The following is a 16,522-nucleotide window of genomic DNA, read 5'->3' as shown; positions in this document are numbered from 1 at the left end:
TGAAAGGGATTGAAAAGGATTGAAAGGGATTGAGAGTTCGAATCTCTGTACGTTGTGGAAATGGCTTAAAACTCTGCGACCTTGCCCCAGGCCGACTGATCGAAGCGCTGAGGGCTGAGCGAGGTGGGATCGATGAAGGGTCGGGCGCCCGTGACCAGGTCGGCGACCAGGTAGCCCGCACCGGGACCGATGCCGAAGCCATGGCCGGAAAAGCCTGCAGCCAGCACAAACCCCGGCACCTCCGGCACTTCACCAATGGCAGGCACGCCGTCGTACGTGCAATCCACGTAGCCTGCCCAGGCGTTGAGGATGCGGGCATCACGCAGCGCGGGCAGCAACTGGGTGGCACGTTCGAATGTCTTGTGGATCGTTCTCGCATCGGGCCGGGGGTTCAGGATGCGCATACGCTCCATCGGAGTGGGTTGGTCCAGGCGCCACTTCTTGAGTGTTTCGTGTCCACTGCGCAGGCCTTCCAGGCCGCCGGGGGCCACGTTGCGCCAACGCTTGGCGAACATGGGAACGAACTTCAGGGCAAAGCGCAAAAATTGCGGCGTCGGGTCTACGCGCCCGCGCCCACTGATAGCCAACCCGTAACTGCCGTCACTGCGGCGGGTGACGGATACGCGCGACGTCGTCAGGGCGCGGGGCAACTGCTGCGCCTGCGATGCCACGCGAAGGATGGACTGCCGAAGGGTGGCCAGCGGAAAGCTGATGCCAAGCTGGCGGCAGAAAGACGACGCCCAGGCGCCGCCTGCCAGCACTGCGGTACGGGTCTTGATGGTGCCGGCTTCGGTCACCACACCGCTGACGCGACCACCTGCAAGCTCGATTCCACGCGCAGCGCAGTGCTGCAGAACCGTACCGCCGAGTTTCATGAGCGCCGAAGCCACGGCCGGCGCGGCCTTGGAAGGATCGGCAGTCCCATCGGTGGGCGAGAAGACACCGCCCTTCCATGTGCGGCCGGTCGCCCGCCCGCGTTCGGTTGCGTCACGACCGCTTAGCACCTGGGTGGGCACGCCGGCTGCCTTGCCGAATTCGTGCCAACGCTCCCATTGCGCAATCTGCGCTTCGTCGTCACTGAGATAGAGCAAGCCGCAACGATTGAAGCCTGTGTCTTCCCCGGTGTCGGCGGCAAACTGCTCCCAAAGTTCAAGGGCCTTGCTGGCCATGGGCAGCTCGCGCTCATCGCGATTGAGCTGTCGGCACCAGCCCCAATTGCGGCTCGACTGTTCAGCGCCAATTCTTCCCTTTTCGACCACGACAACGGAGAGCCCGCGCTGGGCCAGGTAATAAGCGGTGAAGACGCCGATGATGCCGCCGCCGATCACGACAGCGTCGGCATAGGCCGGCTGCTTGGCCGAGGTGTTGATAAGGTTCAGTGGAGGGCTCATGATGGACACTGCTCGCCTGTTCAAGCCTGGACAGCCTGCACCACAAAGAACTTCGCCACGCGATCACTGCTTTCCCATCCGACCGATACGCCTTTCGGCACAAAAAGGGCATCGCCGGTGTTCGCCGACAGCACGCTGCCGTCGGGCGCGGCGAATCGCACGCTGCCGGCCACGAGGTGCATGAACTCGTTCTGGCGATGTGGGCGGACAATCCGGTGGTAGGGAGTTGAATCCCAGGTACCCGCGCGGTACTCCACACTTTCCTCGGCAAAGACGTTGTCGCTGCGGCATTCCGGGGCAGGGCCCAGCAGCGCCTCCGGCGGCAGTGTTGCGGACGGCTTGAAGTCGGCATCGGCGCGCAAGGGGACAAGGCTGTGCTTCGTCGGCTTGTCGCAAGCGGCCGCGCAAAACGAAAACTGCACGCGGGATGCGGCGTGGATGCGAAGCGTTGTGCCGCATCCGATGACGGCACCCGCTTGGGGACCGAGCACCAGCGGGGCCGCTCCGACCGCCGTCAATGTCAGTTCTCCTTCCGCCACGACGATGGTTTCGATGTGGGGATAACTTGCGACCTCGAGCTCACCAATGAAACTGCTTCGGCCCACGGCCATCGCGTCGGGTCCTTCCCAGGCGATTTCGCGATTTCGCGCAAAGGGGTCGTCCTTGCCGAACGCCGCCCGGCGGAAAGAGGTTGAAACAGGCGCGCCGTTGGCACGGTGCAGCATTAAGGCCACTGTCATGATTGCTCCTGCGCATTGCGCGATGATTTGACTGTCGTACTGGGCATCGAGGCGTCCTGAAAACCCAGGATCGCCTTGGTCTCCAGGTATTCCTCAAGGCCTTCGATGCCGTATTCGCGGCCGTTGCCCGAGCGCTTGTAGCCGCCAAAAGGGGCATGGGGGCTCCAGGCCGGGTAGTTGATGTGCACCTGCCCCGAGCGGATGCGCGCCGCGACCGCCCGCGCCACAGCAAGGTCCTGGCCTTGCACGTGCGCGCCCAGGCCGTAGACCGTGTCGTTGGCGATCTCCACCGCCTCGTCCACGTTGTCGTAGGCGATGATCACCAGCACCGGCCCGAAGATTTCTTCCTGCGCGACCTGCATCTGCGAATGCACTGAAGAGAAGATGGTCGGGCGGCAATAGAAGCCGCGCTCCAGGCCCTCCGGCCGGCCGGGGCCGCCGCAAATGAGGCGCGCACCTTCGGCGATGCCGGCCGCGATCATTTCCTGCACCCGGTTGAACTGGGCGCGGTTGGCCACCGGGCCGTGCGTGGTCTGCGGCGAGCGCGGATCGCCCACGGCGAAGTTCAAGGCCGCTTCCAGCGCGATCCGTTCAACCTCCTGCAGGCGCTCGCGCGGCACGATCATGCGGGTCGGCGCGCTGCAGGACTGGCCGACATTGCGAAAGGCGGCCGCCACGCCCGCGGGCACCGCGCGCGCCAGGTCGGCGTCCGGCAGGATCACGTTGGGCGATTTCCCGCCGAGTTCCTGGGCCACGCGCTTGACCGTAGCGGCCGCCGCCTGGGCCACCAGCACGCCGGCCCGGGTTGAACCGGTGATGGAGATCATGTCCACGTCCGGATGCGCCGACAGCGCGGCGCCGACCTCGGGCCCATTGCCGCTCACCAGATTGAACACGCCCGGCGGGATGCCGGCGTCCTGCACCACCTCGGCAAACAACAGGGCGCTCAGGGGCGACAGCTCGCTGGGCTTCAGAACGACGGTGCATCCGGCCGCCAGGGCGGGGCCAACCTTGGCGGTGATCTGGTAGAGCGGCCAGTTCCATGGGGTGATCAGGCCGCACACGCCGATGGCTTCGCGCAGGATGGCCACGCCCTCCCGGTGGGTGAGGAAGGGATAGCCGGCGAGGTTGTCACGGGCCACGCGGATGTGCTCGGCCGCGACCGGCACCTGTGTGCTGCGCGCGAACCCGAGGGCGGCGCCCATCTCCAGCGAGATCGCCTGGGCGAACAGTTCGGCCCGTTCGAGGATCAAGGTGTGGATGCGGCCGAGCAGCAAGGCCCGGCTTTCGGCGGAACTGACGGACCAGGTGGCAAAGGCGCCGCGGGCGGCGGCCACCGCCACGTCAACGTCCTGCGCGTTGCCCAAGGCAATGTCCACAACGGGCTCTTCGGTCGAGGGATCGATGACACTGGCCCGGGATTGCCCCGCGGGCAGCACCCACTCGCCGTCTATGAACAGGCGATCCAGGCGCCCTTCGGCTTTGAGGCGTTCGACAATCAAACCCACATGCACTGGGGCCAAGGGCGCGGGCAGTTGTGTGGTCATGGTTAGGGGCATCCGGTTGGTGGGAGTCATCGGAATGACTTGATGTCCCGGAGTATCGGAATGCCGATTCATGCGGTCAAATATAAGTTTTTGCGATATTCATACAATATTGATATGTATTGAATGAGTAAGCCAAAAGGATGCGGGTAACCCCTGATAGGAGTCCGTAGACTGTGGGATCGCATATCAAATTGGAATGAATGACTTTGGAATTTTTATTGGACTGCATGGGCCTGCATCCCGATACTCGGCCGCATGACATCCGCCTCCACCACCATCACAGTCAAGCCCTCCGAAGACACGGCCACAACCGATGCCGCCCGCCTGCGCCCGTTCGAGCCAGGCGACCTGCCGGCCGCGCACGCCTTGTCCAGCACCTTGAATTGGTCGCATCGGATCGAGGACTGGCAATTTGCGTTGTCGCTGGGGCAAGGCGTGGTCGCCGAACGCGACGGGAAAATATTGGGCACCGCACTGTCCTGGCAATTTGGGAACTACGCCACCATCGGCCTGGTGATCGTCGCGCCCGAGCTGCAGGGCCAGCGCATCGGCAACCGCATGATGGAGACCTTGCTCGATCAGCTGTCCCCACGCAACGTGCTGCTGCACGCGACCGTGGCAGGGCGCGGCCTGTATGAACGTCTGGGATTCGTCCCTGCAGGCGAGATCGACCAGCACCAAGGGGTACTTGCGGCCGTTCCGGCGCTGGCGGGGCGTGAGGGGGACCGCCTGCGGCCGCTGGCGGATGCCGACGTCGAATCCCTGATCGCGATGGATGCCCGTGGCGCGGGCATGCCGCGCGGCGAGCTGCTTCGCCGCTTGTTCGCCCAGGAAAGGACGGTTGTTCTAGAGCGCGGCGGCCAAGCCGCCGGCTTCGCCGTGCTTCGCCGCTTTGGCCACGGACATCTCGTCGGGCCGGTGGCGGCGCCGGATTTCGACGCCGCACGCGTGCTGATCTCCGATTGCTGCCGTCATGCCGAGGGCTTGATGCGCGTCGACGTGTACGCCATGAGCGGTTTGTCGCCCTGGCTGGAGAGCCTGGGGCTGCCGCGCGTCGGCGGCGGGACCATCATGGTCCGCGGCCGCGTGCCGGGGCGGGGTCCTGCCCAGGGCGGCTGGGCCCTGGTCACCCAGGCGATCGGCTGACCTTCTTGCTCTTGCGGGCGGTGTTTTCCGGGCCGCCCACCGCGATGCGCACAGCCTCGAGGAAGTCCGCGACGAGCGCCTGCGCGGGCTGCTGGGGGGCACGCACCACGTGGCAGTTGAAGTGGATTGCCGGCTCGAACTCCAGCGCATGCACGCCCGTGAGCGCCAGCTCGCTCAGCATCGCCGGATCCACGATGCTGACGCCCAGGCCCCGCGCCACCATCGCGCAGGCCGCCGTCGCCAGCGAAGTTTCGATCTCCAGCCTGCGCACCTCGGGACTGAAGACTTTGTCGATGGCCGCGCGCATCACGTCCGGGGACGCAAAAGATATGAACGACTCGCCGGCCAGGTCCGAAGGACCGACCTTGCGCTTGCGCCCCAGCCGGTGCCCGCGCGGCACGATGCACACGGCACGCTCCGAATACACGAGCTCGGTGTCGACCTCCTGCGGCAGCGCGACGTAGCCGACAAGGCCGAGCTCGTAATAGCCGGACGACACCCACTTGCAGATCGTCGCGGAGTCGGCCGTGTGAACCACGACCGGCACGCGCGGGCGCAGTCCGCGAAAGACTTGCAGGATGCGCGGCACCGGGCTGATGCTGATGCTGGGTGATACGGCGATTCGCAAGCCTTCGACGCCCAGCGTGCGGATGCGGTCCGCCGCCGCACCGATGGACTGCAGCCCCACGTAAACGCGGTCCACTTCCTTCAGCAGCGCTTGCGCTTCAGGCGTGGGGACCACGCGCTGCCCGACACGTTCGAACAGATTCAGTTGCGTCTCGCGCTGCAGCAGCGCGATGGCCCGGCTCACGTTCGGCTGCGACGTGTGCAACTGCGTGGCGGCAAGCGTCATCGAGCCCGTGTGCATGACGGCGCGGAAGCACTCGATCTGGCGGTAATTCATGTCAGCCTTGTATTAATAATGGCAAAACATGTATTTAACTGCATAAAGCCGCGGTCCGATACCGCGGATGCTTGCCAGGACCCGGGAGCGCTACCAGCGCCTGGCAGGAACCAAGCTAAGAAGTCGTGGTTGCCAGCAACACTTCAGACGCTTCCCCGTCCAGAGCCACCGCACAGTGCTCGACGCCATGCGGTACCACGATGAACTCCCCCGGCTCCACAATCTCTTCACGGTCGCGAAACCTCATGAGCAGGCGTCCGCGATGAACAAAGAACAGCTCATCGCCGTGCCGCTGAAATGACCAGGGAGAGCTTCCCTCAAACCTGGCAATCCTGAATTGCAGCTTGTTGACCTGGCCTTCGGTTTTGCCGGCAGACGCAGCTGACAGATTCTTCTTGTGAACCGGCGAAAGGTGTTTGTTCAGGGCGGCGACGTCGCGAATGATGGCGCTGAGCTGGCTTGGCACGTCCTTCCCGCTGGCCGGGTATTTGCCGTCCAAAGCCGCGGTGCCGATCGTAAAACCCGCTGCGCCGGCACTCCGGACGACGGCAATCCGTTCAGGGGTATCGATCGAACCCGCCATGAAGACAGGTTTGGAGACCGCCGCGCAAACGGCCTTCATCAACTCGGGCACGTTTTCCGCCGAACGGTATGCCAGCAGGTCCAGGCCATGCACGCCGTCTTTCGCTGTGATCGCCTTGGCACTTTCAACAATTTCCTCGATGCTGCCTTCCAGCACGCTGGGGTGGCCGGTGATCCGGCCAGCGAACGGGAAGTACTGGATGCCGGTGCCCTTGATGATGGGCAGCACGTCGTCCACCCGCGTGCCGCCCAGAAGAACGTCAACACCGATTTCGGCGGCCGCCTTTGCCGACACAATTTCGCTTTCGCGGTCCAGCGACACGACTTCCAGATAGGAGGTTGCCCCGCCCGCCTTGATGGCCGCATTGAGGCCCTTCAGTTGCTCGATTGGCAAGCCGATGTCCTTGAACCCCATGTGCCGCACGCCAAGGCTGAGCGCGGTCTGAAGTTGCTGTGACGCATCCGGAACCGTGCGGTCGTTGCGCGTAAGCATGAAGATGAAACGTAGGCCCATGATGGTGCTTCCTTATTGACTTTTGACTTTTGACTTTTGACTTTTTGAATTAGTTCGTCTGGGTTTGCGCGGCGACGAGGCGCTTTGCATAGGCAAGCGCCGTTTCCAGGCTTGCGTGGTCCGCGACACCCTTGCCCGCGATGTCGAATGCCGTGCCGTGATCCGGGCTGGTGCGCACGAAGGGCAGGCCCAGCGTGATGTTCACGCCTTTTTCCAGCCCGAGGTACTTCACGGGGATCAGCCCCTGGTCGTGGTACTGGGCCACGACAACGTCGAATCGGCCCTGGCGCGCTTGCATGAAGACCGTATCGCCCGGATAGGGGCCGGTGGCATCGATGCCCTCGGCCCGGGCCGCGTCGATGGCGGGCCGGATGATCCTGATCTCCTCGTCCCCGAAGAGACCCCCTTCCCCTGCGTGCGGGTTAAGACCCGCCACGGCGACACGCGGGGCCGCGAAGCCGAGAGCCTTCCCACCCTCGTGCGCAAGCCGGATGGCGGACATCTGGGCGTCGAAATCGCCTTGTTCTATCGCTTTGCGCAGCGACGTGTGGATCGTGACAAGCACCGTGCGGATGTCGTCATTCGCCAACATCATCGCCACGCGCTTGGCACCGCCGTAGTCGGCCAGGATTTCCGTATGGCCGGGGTAGCGGATTCCCGCGCTGGCCATGGCCTCCTTGTTGATCGGCGCCGTGACGACGCCGCTCACTTCTGCGGCCTTCGCCGCCGCGATGGCTGCAACGATGGCGTCGAATGCGGCCTGCCCGGAGATCGCGCTGACCTGCCCGATGGGCGGCGGCTCGGTGATGCGGGTGACCTCGATGACTTCAATGACCCGCGGCTGGAACCGGGCCGCATCGGGCGCTTCGATACGCCGCACCTCAATGTCCAGCCCAAGCCGGCGCACGGCGTCCTGCATCACGACATGGCTGCCGAACACGACGACGCGTTCGCCGCCCTTCGCAAGTACTTTCGCCACGATCTCCGGCCCAATGCCGGATGCGTCGCCCATGGTCAGGGCAAGCGGGGGGGGAATATTCTTCACAGTGAATCCGTTCATAAGGTTTGGGTTGCTCCACGTATCCGCGCGACAGCGCGCTCCAGGGCGTCATCGCCGCCAAAACCGCCGGCCTTCATGGCCAGCAGGAGCGAGCGCCCATCGCCGAGCCTGGCGCGGCCCAGCGGGAATCCGGGATCGAGCTCTTGCAGGATCTCGAACTCGCGGACCTTGAGAAGGTCCAGGATGGCTTCCATCGTGTCGCCGCCGGTGGCGACCAGCGCGCCGAAGCGTGGGTCTTGAAGCTGCCCTGCCGCGTCTTGCGCAATACGGCGCAGCAGCGCGCCCGGGTCCTGCTCGCGCGTCCTGGGTCCGCGCAGCAGCTTGACGCCGCCGGCCTGTTGGAGCTGGTCGGCCTGTATATGGCTGCGCAGGTTCGCGCTCCCGATGACGACCAGGACATCGTTGCTGATGGCATCGATCAACGGCGCCGAAGTCTTCGCCGGCGCAAAACGCCGAGACAGCGCCGCAGCCATCCCGGGAGAGCCAACCCAGAGGACCGACTCCGGCTCCTCGATGGAAGCGATCTGCGCGTCGAGTTCTTCCTGCGTCAGCGCATCGAGCAGCGTGACATGGGTGATGCGCTTCGGGACCAGGTCGGCCAGCGCGGAATGCCGCGCCGGATGCACGGGGTCCTGGCCGTACGAACTCTGCGAGACCGGTATGCCGTCAACGAACTGGATACCGCCCACCGTCGTACGCCCGGCCTGGGGGAAGGCCGGTGCAAACACCATGGATTTGCGGCCGCTCGCCGCAAAGCATGCCTCAAGCTCCTCCGTGATGTGGCCGCGCAGCGTGGAGTCCACCGTTTTGTAGAGCAGGTCCCGGCCGGCAAGCCGGTCGGTCAATCGGGCGACGCGCTCGAATGCCTGCGACGACGTCGCGGACCGCGAACCGCTATCGACTGCGGCCACCGCTGCCGCCTGGCGCGGAAGCTGGCCCCGTCCGACAGCCGCGGTCAGACCGCGGGCGACGAACGGTGCCGCGCCATCGGCCGCGCTGGTCAGGTCGTCTGCGAGGATCGCTATGCTGGGCTGGTTGGGCTGATGATTGGTGCGCATGCATCAATTATCAAAACCTCCTCAAACTATGAAAAGCGATAGTTTCTGAGGGATACCGGTGATACATTGTCACCAATGGATCGTTCAGACATCCCCTCCCTCGACGACCTGCGGGCATTCGAAGCCACAGCGCGGCTGGGCTCGGTCCGGCTTGCAGCGGACTCGCTGGCGCTCACGCACGGCGCCGTCAGCCGCCGCATCACCAAACTCGCCAATGACATCGGGGTCAGCCTGTTTGAGAAGAACGGGCGCGGCCTGCGGCTCACACCGGCTGGCGAGACACTCAACCTCACCCTCGGCAGGTTTTTCAGCGAGCTGGGCGCCACCGTGCAAAGCCTGCGCGCCACCCGTGCCGGGAAAACCGCCCTGGTGCTCTCCTGCGAGCCTTCAGTTGCCGCGCGGTGGCTCATTCCGCGCTTGGGGGCTTTTCAAACGGCGCATCCGGGCATTGCCCTGCACCTCAGCGTGGGTGGAGGGCTTGTGGACTTTCGCAAGAACCAGGTCGATCTCGCGATTCGACGGCTGGATTTCGCGGTGCCCGAGGCGTGGAATGTCCGGACCCTTTTCGCCGAAAGGGTCGGGCCGGTGATGAGGCCGGAATGGGTGCCGAAGTTCGAACGCGGCGACTATCTGGCGCTCGGCTCGAAGACCCGGCCTGATGCGTGGGCGCAATGGTTGAAGACCCACCCGTCGGCGCGCCGGCCCACGGAAATCCGCTACTACGACCATCACTCCCTCATTGTCGAGGCCGCGGCTGCGGGCCTGGGTGTCGCCCTGAGTCCGCTCGTACTCGCGGTTGACGATGTGGAGCGGGGAAGCCTGGCGGCCCCTGCCGGCTTTGACCCTGATGGCAGCCAGTATGGCTTGATATGGATGGGGGCTGGTGAACTGCAAGGTGTGGAATTTGAGCTCGCAGAGTGGCTGCTGGCGCAGTTCAGCCACCTGTACCCCGCAGGGGGCGCGCCGCGGACGCGGCGGCGGAAAACCGGGACCATGCAAAGTTCCGGCAAACCCCCGATTTGAAACGGATTCCACTTGCGCCGCCTGTGATTGCGGCATTTCCAAAGGCGGCGAATTCATAGACTTGTATCCACCCCAACAGCGTGGATCCTTCTATGACTTTCAAACCCAAATTCATCAGTTTCGACTGCTACGGCACGCTCATCAACTTCGAGATGGGCCCCACTGCCAAACGCCTGTTCGAAGACCGCGTGCCGGCCGGCCGCATGCCTGCCTTCCTCGACAGCTTCCGGGCCTATCGCCTTGACGAGGTCCTGGGCGAGTGGAAGCCCTTCTTCAACGTCGTGGAAAACTCGATCCTGCGGGCATGCAAGGCGCACGGTGTCGACTACCAACCGTCGGACGCCGTGGCGCTGTACGCCGCCATCCCGACCTGGCAACCGCACCCGAACGTCGTCGAGGTGCTGGAGGCCATCGCGCCGCACGTCCCTCTGGTGATCCTGTCGAATTCGATGGTCGACTTGATCCCGGCGAGCGTTGCCCACCTCAAGGCGAAGTTTCATGCGGTCTACACCGCCGAGGAAGCGCGCGCCTACAAGCCGCGCTTCCAGACCTTTGAATACATGTTCGACCAGCTCGGCTGCGCGCCCGACCAGATGATGCATGTCTCGTCGAGCTTTCGCTACGACTTGATGACCGCGTCAGACCTGGGCTTTATGGCCAAGGCCTTTATTGATCGCGGCCACGAGCCGACATCCGAAAACTTTGGCGTCAGCAGGCTGACCGACGTCCGCCAGCTTCCCGGTCTGCTCGGCCTATGACCCAGCTGAGCACCACCGCGCCCGACCTCGCCCCCGCGGCGGTGGAGGCGATGGTCCGCCGCCTCTACGGCATCGAGGGCCGCACCCAGCCGCTGGCGGGCGAGCGCGACCAGAACTGCCTGGTGGAAGCGTCGGACGGCCGCCGCTACGTCTTCAAGATCAGCAACCCTTCCGAGCCGCCCGCGGTGGTCGACTTCCAGATCGCGGCGCTGGACCACATTGCCCGCGCCGCGCCGGAGCAGCCGGTGCCCCGCGTCGTGCGGACACTGCAAGGGCACACGCATGACACCATCAAGCTCGCCGAGGGTGTCCAGACACGCGTGCGCATGCTGAGCTACCTGGATGGCATCCAGATTCGCCAGACCGAACGCACCGCCGCGCAGCGGCATGCCATGGGGGCCGGGCTTGCCGGCTTGAACCGCGCACTGCAAGGCTTCGCGCATCCGGGCGCGGCGCATGATTTGCTGTGGAACGTCGCCACGGCGCACCGGCTGACTGAACAGCTGGACAGCCTCGTGGACGGCAAGCGCCGCGCGCTGGCCCAGGTGTTCATGGAGCGCTTCAAGGTGCACGTGCTGCCGCGCCTGGCATCACTGCGGTCCCAGGTGATCCACAACGACTACCACCTCTACAACGTGCTGGTCGCTCCCAACGATCAAGCGCGCATCGTGGGCATCATCGACTTCGGCGACATGGTGCATGCGCCGCTGGTCGGCGAGGTGGCGACGGCCGCCGCCTTCCACATGGCAGGCTGCCCCGACCCTTTCGAGGGGCCGGCCCAGTTCGTGGCCGCCTACCACGCGGTGCTGCCGCTGGCCGGCGCCGAACAGGAAATCGTTGCCGACCTCCTGGCCACACGCCACCTCATCACGGCGCTGATTTCGGAATGGCGCGCCGCGCGCTACCCCGAGAACCGCGCCTACATCATGCGACACAACCCCGCGGCGTGGGAAGGCTTGGCCCAGATGGCCGACCTTTCCCGTGACACCGCACGCGACCGGCTGCTGGCCGGCGTACACATACCCACAGGAGCCACTCCATGAAAAGCATGAAAAGCACGATAGACCTCAACATGGTCAATGCCTATGTCCCCGGCCGCGCCGACGTGGGCCCGGCCACCGAGAAAATGATCGCGCGACGCGACGCCCTGCTCGGCCCCGCTTATCGCCTGATGTATGAACGGCCGCTGCACATCGTCAAGGGCGAAGGCGCCTGGTTGATAGACCCCGAGGGGCGCCGCTACCTCGACGCCTACAACAACGTCACCTCGCTGGGGCATTGCCACCCGGCGGTGACCGAGGCCATCTGCCGCCAGGTGCAGACGCTGGCAACCAACACGCGCTACCTGCACGACACGATCCTCGAACTGGCCGAACGCCTGCTCGCCAGCGTGCCCGGGACCGAGCTCGCCCACCTGATGCTGACCTGCACGGGCAGCGAGGCCAACGACCTCGCCTATCGCATCGCCAAGGTGCACACCGGCGGCACCGGCATGATTGTGACCGACACCGCCTACCACGGCATCACCGATGCCGTGTCCAAGTTCTCGCCCTCGCTGGGCGTGAGCGTCGACCTCGGCGCGCATGTGCGCCTGGTGCCGGCACCGCGCCTGTACCACGCCGGCGGCGCCGACCTGTCCGAACGCTTCACCCGCGACGTCGAGGCGGCCATCGCCGACCTGAAGCGCCATGGCATCAAGCCGGCCGCGCTGATTGTCGATTCGCTGTTCACCAGCGACGGCATACTCCCCGGGCCGGCGGGCTTCCTGAAGGGCGCGGTCGACGCGATCAAACGGGCGGGCGGCCTCTTCATTGCCGACGAAGTCCAGCCCGGGTTCGGGCGCACGGGCGAACACCTTTGGGGTTTCCAGCGCCACAACCTGCAGCCCGACATCGTGACCATGGGCAAACCGATGGGCAACGGCCAACCCATCGCGGGTCTGCTGGCAAGCGCCGACGTGCTGGCGGAATTCGGCAAGAGTTCGCGCTACTTCAACACCTTCGCGGGCAATACCGTTTCCTGCGCGGCGGCGCTGGCGGTGCTGGACACCATAGAGCGCGACGGGCTGGTGCAGCATGCCGCCCAAGTGGGGAAAATTCTTCACGACGGCATCGCCGCCCTGGCAGCCCGGCACGAGGCCATTGGCGACGTGCGCGGCGCGGGCCTGTTTGTCGGGGTTGAGCTCGTCTCCGACCGGGCATCGCGGGCGCCGGACCGCAGCCTGACGAGCCAGGTGGTCAACCGCATGCGCGACAAGGGCGTGCTGATCAGCGCCTGCGCGATGGGGCACAACGTGCTCAAGATCCGTCCGCCCCTGGTGCTGTCGGCGGAGCAGGCCGACCTCGTCATCCAGGCGCTGGACGAATCCCTGGCCGAAGCGCGGGCCGCCTAGCGGCTATCGGCATCCGGCGCTACCATCCGCGCATGACCGCCGCAATGTCCCTGGACCGCTTCGACCTCAAAATCCTCGCGCACCTCGAGCGCGAGGGGCGTTGCTCGAACGTCGAGCTGGCCGAAGCCGTCGGCCTCAGCCAGAGCCCCTGCCTGGTGCGGACCAAACGGCTGCAGGACATCGGCGTGATTCGCGGCTACGGCGCCGACATCGCGCTGGAGAAGCTGGGCAACTGCGTGGTGGTTTTTTCCGAAGTGACGATCAGCAGCCACCGGCCTCCGGACTTCCGCAAGTTCGAGCAGGCCATTGACCAGCACGGCGAAATCGTGGAGTGGTACAACGTCAGCGGCGGTTACGACTACCTGCTCAAAATCGTGGCGCCGAATGTCGCCCATTTCCAGGCACTGATGGAGCGCCTGCTGCAGGACGATATCGGGATCGGGAAATTCACCAGCCGTATCGTCCTGCGCCAGTCATCGCGCAAGCGCACGCATCCGCTCAATCTCATCGCGGCGCAGCTGGAGAGAGGCTGACGCGGCGATCCTCAAGCCCGCGGCCTGAACCCGGCCGCCAGCCGGGCACCTGCGCCGACCATCATCCCCGCGGCCCAGAAGACGCCCGCCGCGCCGATCAGCGAGCCGGCCAGTCCCGACACCATGGGAATCCCCACGCTCGATATGTTGATCACGATCACGCGCACCGCGACCGCTTCACCGTAGCGGTGCTCGGGCGACAGCTGGTGCAGCAGGCTCATCACCATGGGCTGCGTGCTGCCCAGGCTGAAACCCAGCAGCGCCGAGCACACGCCCATGGCGAGCGGCGCCTGCACCAGCGGATACACCCCGAACAGGACGGCCGTGGCAACCATCGCGCCGAACAGGATCACCCATTCGCGCAGTTGCGCCGCCACCAGCGGCGTCAGCAGGCGCACGGCCGCCGCGGCGATGCCGAAGGCGCCCAGGATGCCGCCGATGACGGACGCCGGCAAGCTTCGTTCGTGCCCCAGCACCGGCACCACGAAGGTATGAACATCCCAGCACGCCGACAGCAGGCCCGTGACGATGAGCAGCCTGCGCAGGCCCGGCTCACGCAACAGGTCCCAGGCGCCGGCGCTGCGGCCGGCGCCGCCAGGCGCGGCAGGCACGGGGTCGGCCGCGCCTCGCAGCGACAGCCAGCCGATCAGCGGCAGCGCGGCCATGGCCAGGAAGGCCGCACGGAAGCCGGCGCTGTCGATCACCACGCCGGCCAGGACCGGGCCCAGGAAATTGGACAAGGCCAGGCCGATCGCCAGCCACGAAAACGCCTGCCTCAGTGCGGCCGGCTCGCTCGCAACACGCGCCATGTGGCGCTGCATCGCAATGATCGCGACCCCGCCCGCACCGCCGGTGAGGAAAGCACCCACGCACAGCACGGGGAACACCGGCCACGCCGCCGCCAGCCCACCGCCCGCCACGGCCACCACCACCGAGGCCGCGATCGGCCGCTTCAGCCCATGGCGCTCGCAGTAGCGGCCCGCGGGCAGCGCAAGAAAGACCTGGGCCAATGCGAAGAGGGCGATCAGCAAGCCCACGGCCGCCTCGCCATGGCCCAGGCGCAGCGCCTGCAGCGGCGCGGCCATGCGGGTGCCTGTGAAACAGGCGTTGAGGAAGAGCTGCGCCAGCATCAGCCGGGCCAGCTCGCCGCCTGGTCCCCGCAGCCGGGGTCGCGAGGACTCAGGCATCAGATGGCAAAGTTGTGAGCGCGACCGTCAGACCTCCACCTGTTCGTCAAGCGTCGAGCCAGACGTTCTCGGCAAAGTTGTAGCCCATCAAACCGCCCAGTGGGATCGGCGACAGGCCCTTGAGCTTTTTGTTGTGCCCGTCAATGCTGGACATGAAGAGGGGAATGCCGATGCCGCTGTCTTCATGGATCATGACCTGCATGTCGGCATACATGTTAGCGCGCTTGGCCTGGTCGGGTTGCGCGCGCGCGGCCAGCAGCAGCTGGTCAAATTTGGGGTTTTTCCAGGCAGACTCGTTGGTCGGCGCATCAGATTTGAAGAATTGCGTGAACATCAAATCGGCCGACGGCCGCGCGTTGATGTTGCCAAAGCCCACGGGGTGCTTCATCCAGTGCTGCGACCAGTAGCCGTCGGCCGGCATAGGGCGCACTTCCAGGTTAAGCCCGATCTGGCCCGCCGCCTGCTGCATCACCAGCGCCATCTCCGCCGAATTGGAGGCTGCGGGCGACACCACCACCGGGATGGCCGCGCTGCCGAGATTGGCCTTCTGCACATGCCACTTGGCTTTTTCGGGGTCGTAGGCCCGCTGCTTGAGCCCCTTGAAATAGAAACGGTCGCTGGGGTGTATGGGCTGGTCGTTTGCCACCTCGCCAAAACCCAGCAGGATGGACGTGAGCATCTGCTCGCGGTTGAACAAGTGCTTCATCGCCAGCACGAAGTCCGGGTTGGCGCCGGGCCCGCTGTCACGGCGCATGATGAGGTCGGTGTACAGGCCCGCCTTGGTCTCGAAGATGGCGTGCTTTTTACTGCTCTTGATGCGGTCCACCGAGTGCGGTTTGATCGCCATGGTCAGGTCGATCTCACCGGCCAGCAATGCGTTGACGCGCGCTGCCTCGTCACCTATACCTACGTACTCGATCTCGTCCAGATAAGGGCGGTCGGGCTTCCAGTAACGGTCGTTGCGCACGGCCACAGAGCGCACGCCTGGCTTGAAGTCCTTGAGCTTGTAAGGACCGGTGCCTACACCCGACATGTGCGCGTTCACATCGCTGACGCCGTCGCGCAGGATGAGGAAACTCCAGGTGCCGAGGATCACGGGCAGGTCGGCATTGGGCGCCGCCAGGCGTATGGTCACTTCATGCGGGCCGGTGGCTTTGACCTCTTCGATCTGCTCGGCCAGCGCCTTGACCTTGGAGCCGGTCGCCGGGTTCTTGTGGCGCATGATGGAGAACACCACGTCGGCCGGCGTGAAGGGTTTGCCGTCATGAAAGGTCACCCCCCGGCGCAGCTTGAACACCCAGGTTGTGGCGTCCGTGGTGATGAATTCCTCAGCCAGCGCCGGTCGGGGTGTGAGGCTGCCATCCAGTGAGGTAAGCCCGTTGTAGAACATGCAACCACGGATGTAGTCGCTATGGTTGGAGAACTTGGCCGGGTCCAGCGTGTCGTTGAGTGAGGCAGCCGCGCCGGCCACCTTGATGCGCCCGCCCTTGCGCGGTGCCGCGGCCTGCGCCGCCACAGCCGCGCAGGCCAGGCCGCCCGCCAATGTGGCCTGCATGCCGCCGGCCATCAGCATGGCCAGCACGTCGCGCCGGCTGGCGCCGCCCTGCAGTTGGCCCATGATGCGGCGGCTCTCTTCCGGCCCGATCAGGCTGCTGCCTGTCAGCTGTTGTTCTGTCATTGTCTATGT

The 16,522-nt window shown here is 65.4% G+C and carries 15 protein-coding genes; 6 read left to right on the top strand and 9 right to left on the bottom strand.

Translation table 11 applies throughout. From position 1 onward, the window contains the following. Window positions 1–65 precede the first annotated feature (65 nt). Genes ACEN8I_RS08320 through ACEN8I_RS08310 form a run of 3 tightly spaced genes read right to left on the bottom strand, consistent with a single transcriptional unit; the run spans window position 66 to window position 3,678 of the window. A complete protein-coding gene (locus ACEN8I_RS08320) occupies window positions 66–1,391 on the bottom strand; it encodes an NAD(P)/FAD-dependent oxidoreductase (RefSeq protein WP_413327869.1) in 1,326 nt (441 codons plus the stop codon). 20 nt (window positions 1,392–1,411) lie between these two features. Beyond that, the gene (locus ACEN8I_RS08315) at window positions 1,412–2,131 is read right to left on the bottom strand and encodes a cupin domain-containing protein (RefSeq protein WP_413327868.1); all 720 of its coding nucleotides are present in this window, start codon (window positions 2,129–2,131) and stop codon (window positions 1,412–1,414) included. After that, window positions 2,128–3,678, bottom strand: coding sequence for an aldehyde dehydrogenase family protein (locus tag ACEN8I_RS08310; RefSeq protein WP_413327867.1), 1,551 nt, complete (start codon window positions 3,676–3,678; stop codon window positions 2,128–2,130). The genes ACEN8I_RS08315 and ACEN8I_RS08310 overlap by 4 nt, the downstream gene beginning before the upstream one ends. A 255-nt stretch (window positions 3,679–3,933) precedes the next feature. On the opposite strand from ACEN8I_RS08310, the gene ACEN8I_RS08305 reads away from it, so the two are divergent. Beyond that, a complete protein-coding gene (locus ACEN8I_RS08305; protein WP_413327865.1) occupies window positions 3,934–4,824 on the top strand; it encodes a GNAT family N-acetyltransferase in 891 nt (296 codons plus the stop codon). Here the strand turns inward: ACEN8I_RS08305 and ACEN8I_RS08300 are convergent. From ACEN8I_RS08300 to ACEN8I_RS08285, 4 genes are all read right to left on the bottom strand, one after another. Next, the gene (locus tag ACEN8I_RS08300) at window positions 4,805–5,728 is read right to left on the bottom strand and encodes a LysR substrate-binding domain-containing protein (protein ID WP_413327864.1); all 924 of its coding nucleotides are present in this window, start codon (window positions 5,726–5,728) and stop codon (window positions 4,805–4,807) included. The genes ACEN8I_RS08305 and ACEN8I_RS08300 overlap by 20 nt on opposite strands. Window positions 5,729–5,843: 115 nt before the next feature. Beyond that, complete coding sequence (locus ACEN8I_RS08295) at window positions 5,844–6,824, bottom strand: cupin domain-containing protein (RefSeq protein ID WP_413327863.1); 981 nt, start codon at window positions 6,822–6,824, stop codon at window positions 5,844–5,846. A 49-nt stretch (window positions 6,825–6,873) separates the two neighbouring features. Continuing rightward, window positions 6,874–7,884: a 4-hydroxythreonine-4-phosphate dehydrogenase PdxA gene (pdxA, locus tag ACEN8I_RS08290; protein ID WP_413327862.1), complete on the bottom strand. Its 1,011-nt coding sequence runs from the start codon at window positions 7,882–7,884 to the stop codon at window positions 6,874–6,876. Beyond that, entirely contained in the window at window positions 7,881–8,942 is a 1,062-nt protein-coding gene (locus ACEN8I_RS08285; RefSeq protein WP_413327861.1) for a four-carbon acid sugar kinase family protein, read from the bottom strand. Before ACEN8I_RS08285 ends, pdxA begins: the two co-directional genes overlap by 4 nt. 75 nt (window positions 8,943–9,017) lie before the next feature. Here ACEN8I_RS08285 and ACEN8I_RS08280 point away from each other — a divergent pair, with 75 nt between their 5' ends. The 5 genes from ACEN8I_RS08280 (at window position 9,018) to ACEN8I_RS08260 (ending at window position 13,648) form a co-directional block, all read left to right on the top strand. Continuing rightward, complete coding sequence (locus ACEN8I_RS08280) at window positions 9,018–9,965, top strand: LysR substrate-binding domain-containing protein (RefSeq protein ID WP_413327860.1); 948 nt, start codon at window positions 9,018–9,020, stop codon at window positions 9,963–9,965. Window positions 9,966–10,057: 92 nt separating this feature from the next. Further along, window positions 10,058–10,723 carry a haloacid dehalogenase type II gene (locus ACEN8I_RS08275; protein ID WP_413327859.1) on the top strand — a complete coding sequence of 222 codons (666 nt, stop codon included), beginning with the start codon at window positions 10,058–10,060 and terminating at the stop codon, window positions 10,721–10,723. Continuing rightward, on the top strand, window positions 10,720–11,766 hold the full coding sequence (locus ACEN8I_RS08270; RefSeq protein ID WP_413327858.1) for a phosphotransferase: 1,047 nt from the start codon (window positions 10,720–10,722) through the stop codon (window positions 11,764–11,766). Before ACEN8I_RS08275 ends, ACEN8I_RS08270 begins: the two co-directional genes overlap by 4 nt. 5 nt (window positions 11,767–11,771) lie before the next feature. Further along, complete coding sequence (locus tag ACEN8I_RS08265; protein ID WP_413327975.1) at window positions 11,772–13,115, top strand: aspartate aminotransferase family protein; 1,344 nt, start codon at window positions 11,772–11,774, stop codon at window positions 13,113–13,115. A 32-nt stretch (window positions 13,116–13,147) separates the two neighbouring features. Next, window positions 13,148–13,648, top strand: coding sequence for an Lrp/AsnC family transcriptional regulator (locus ACEN8I_RS08260; protein ID WP_413327855.1), 501 nt, complete (start codon window positions 13,148–13,150; stop codon window positions 13,646–13,648). A gap of 11 nt (window positions 13,649–13,659) precedes the next feature. On the opposite strand, the gene ACEN8I_RS08255 is transcribed toward ACEN8I_RS08260, so the two are convergent. Beyond that, entirely contained in the window at window positions 13,660–14,835 is a 1,176-nt protein-coding gene (locus ACEN8I_RS08255; RefSeq protein ID WP_413327854.1) for an MFS transporter, read from the bottom strand. Between the two features lie 46 nt (window positions 14,836–14,881). After that, window positions 14,882–16,513 (bottom strand): ABC transporter substrate-binding protein, encoded by a 1,632-nt coding sequence (locus ACEN8I_RS08250; protein ID WP_413327853.1) that lies wholly within the window; start codon window positions 16,511–16,513, stop codon window positions 14,882–14,884. Window positions 16,514–16,522: the final 9 nt, after the last annotated feature.

Origin of the sequence: Polaromonas sp. CT11-55 (assembly GCF_047303325.1) — a bacterium.
Classification (GTDB): domain Bacteria; phylum Pseudomonadota; class Gammaproteobacteria; order Burkholderiales; family Burkholderiaceae_C; genus Polaromonas.
This window is presented reverse-complemented; position numbering and strand designations above follow the sequence as displayed.

What these genes read in the sequence shown, in the direction of transcription:
- ACEN8I_RS08320 (WP_413327869.1), bottom strand. Translation starts at nt 1,391, where the DNA reads ATGAGCCCTCCACTGAACCTTATCAACACCTCGGCCAAGCAGCCGGCC.
- ACEN8I_RS08315 (WP_413327868.1), bottom strand. Translation starts at nt 2,131, where the DNA reads ATGACAGTGGCCTTAATGCTGCACCGTGCCAACGGCGCGCCTGTTTCA.
- ACEN8I_RS08310 (WP_413327867.1), bottom strand. Translation starts at nt 3,678, where the DNA reads ATGACCACACAACTGCCCGCGCCCTTGGCCCCAGTGCATGTGGGTTTG.
- ACEN8I_RS08305 (WP_413327865.1), top strand. Translation starts at nt 3,934, where the DNA reads ATGACATCCGCCTCCACCACCATCACAGTCAAGCCCTCCGAAGACACG.
- ACEN8I_RS08300 (WP_413327864.1), bottom strand. Translation starts at nt 5,728, where the DNA reads ATGAATTACCGCCAGATCGAGTGCTTCCGCGCCGTCATGCACACGGGC.
- ACEN8I_RS08295 (WP_413327863.1), bottom strand. Translation starts at nt 6,824, where the DNA reads ATGGGCCTACGTTTCATCTTCATGCTTACGCGCAACGACCGCACGGTT.
- pdxA (WP_413327862.1), bottom strand. Translation starts at nt 7,884, where the DNA reads ATGAACGGATTCACTGTGAAGAATATTCCCCCCCCGCTTGCCCTGACC.
- ACEN8I_RS08285 (WP_413327861.1), bottom strand. Translation starts at nt 8,942, where the DNA reads ATGCGCACCAATCATCAGCCCAACCAGCCCAGCATAGCGATCCTCGCA.
- ACEN8I_RS08280 (WP_413327860.1), top strand. Translation starts at nt 9,018, where the DNA reads ATGGATCGTTCAGACATCCCCTCCCTCGACGACCTGCGGGCATTCGAA.
- ACEN8I_RS08275 (WP_413327859.1), top strand. Translation starts at nt 10,058, where the DNA reads ATGACTTTCAAACCCAAATTCATCAGTTTCGACTGCTACGGCACGCTC.
- ACEN8I_RS08270 (WP_413327858.1), top strand. Translation starts at nt 10,720, where the DNA reads ATGACCCAGCTGAGCACCACCGCGCCCGACCTCGCCCCCGCGGCGGTG.
- ACEN8I_RS08265 (WP_413327975.1), top strand. Translation starts at nt 11,772, where the DNA reads ATGAAAAGCACGATAGACCTCAACATGGTCAATGCCTATGTCCCCGGC.
- ACEN8I_RS08260 (WP_413327855.1), top strand. Translation starts at nt 13,148, where the DNA reads ATGACCGCCGCAATGTCCCTGGACCGCTTCGACCTCAAAATCCTCGCG.
- ACEN8I_RS08255 (WP_413327854.1), bottom strand. Translation starts at nt 14,835, where the DNA reads ATGCCTGAGTCCTCGCGACCCCGGCTGCGGGGACCAGGCGGCGAGCTG.
- ACEN8I_RS08250 (WP_413327853.1), bottom strand. Translation starts at nt 16,513, where the DNA reads ATGACAGAACAACAGCTGACAGGCAGCAGCCTGATCGGGCCGGAAGAG.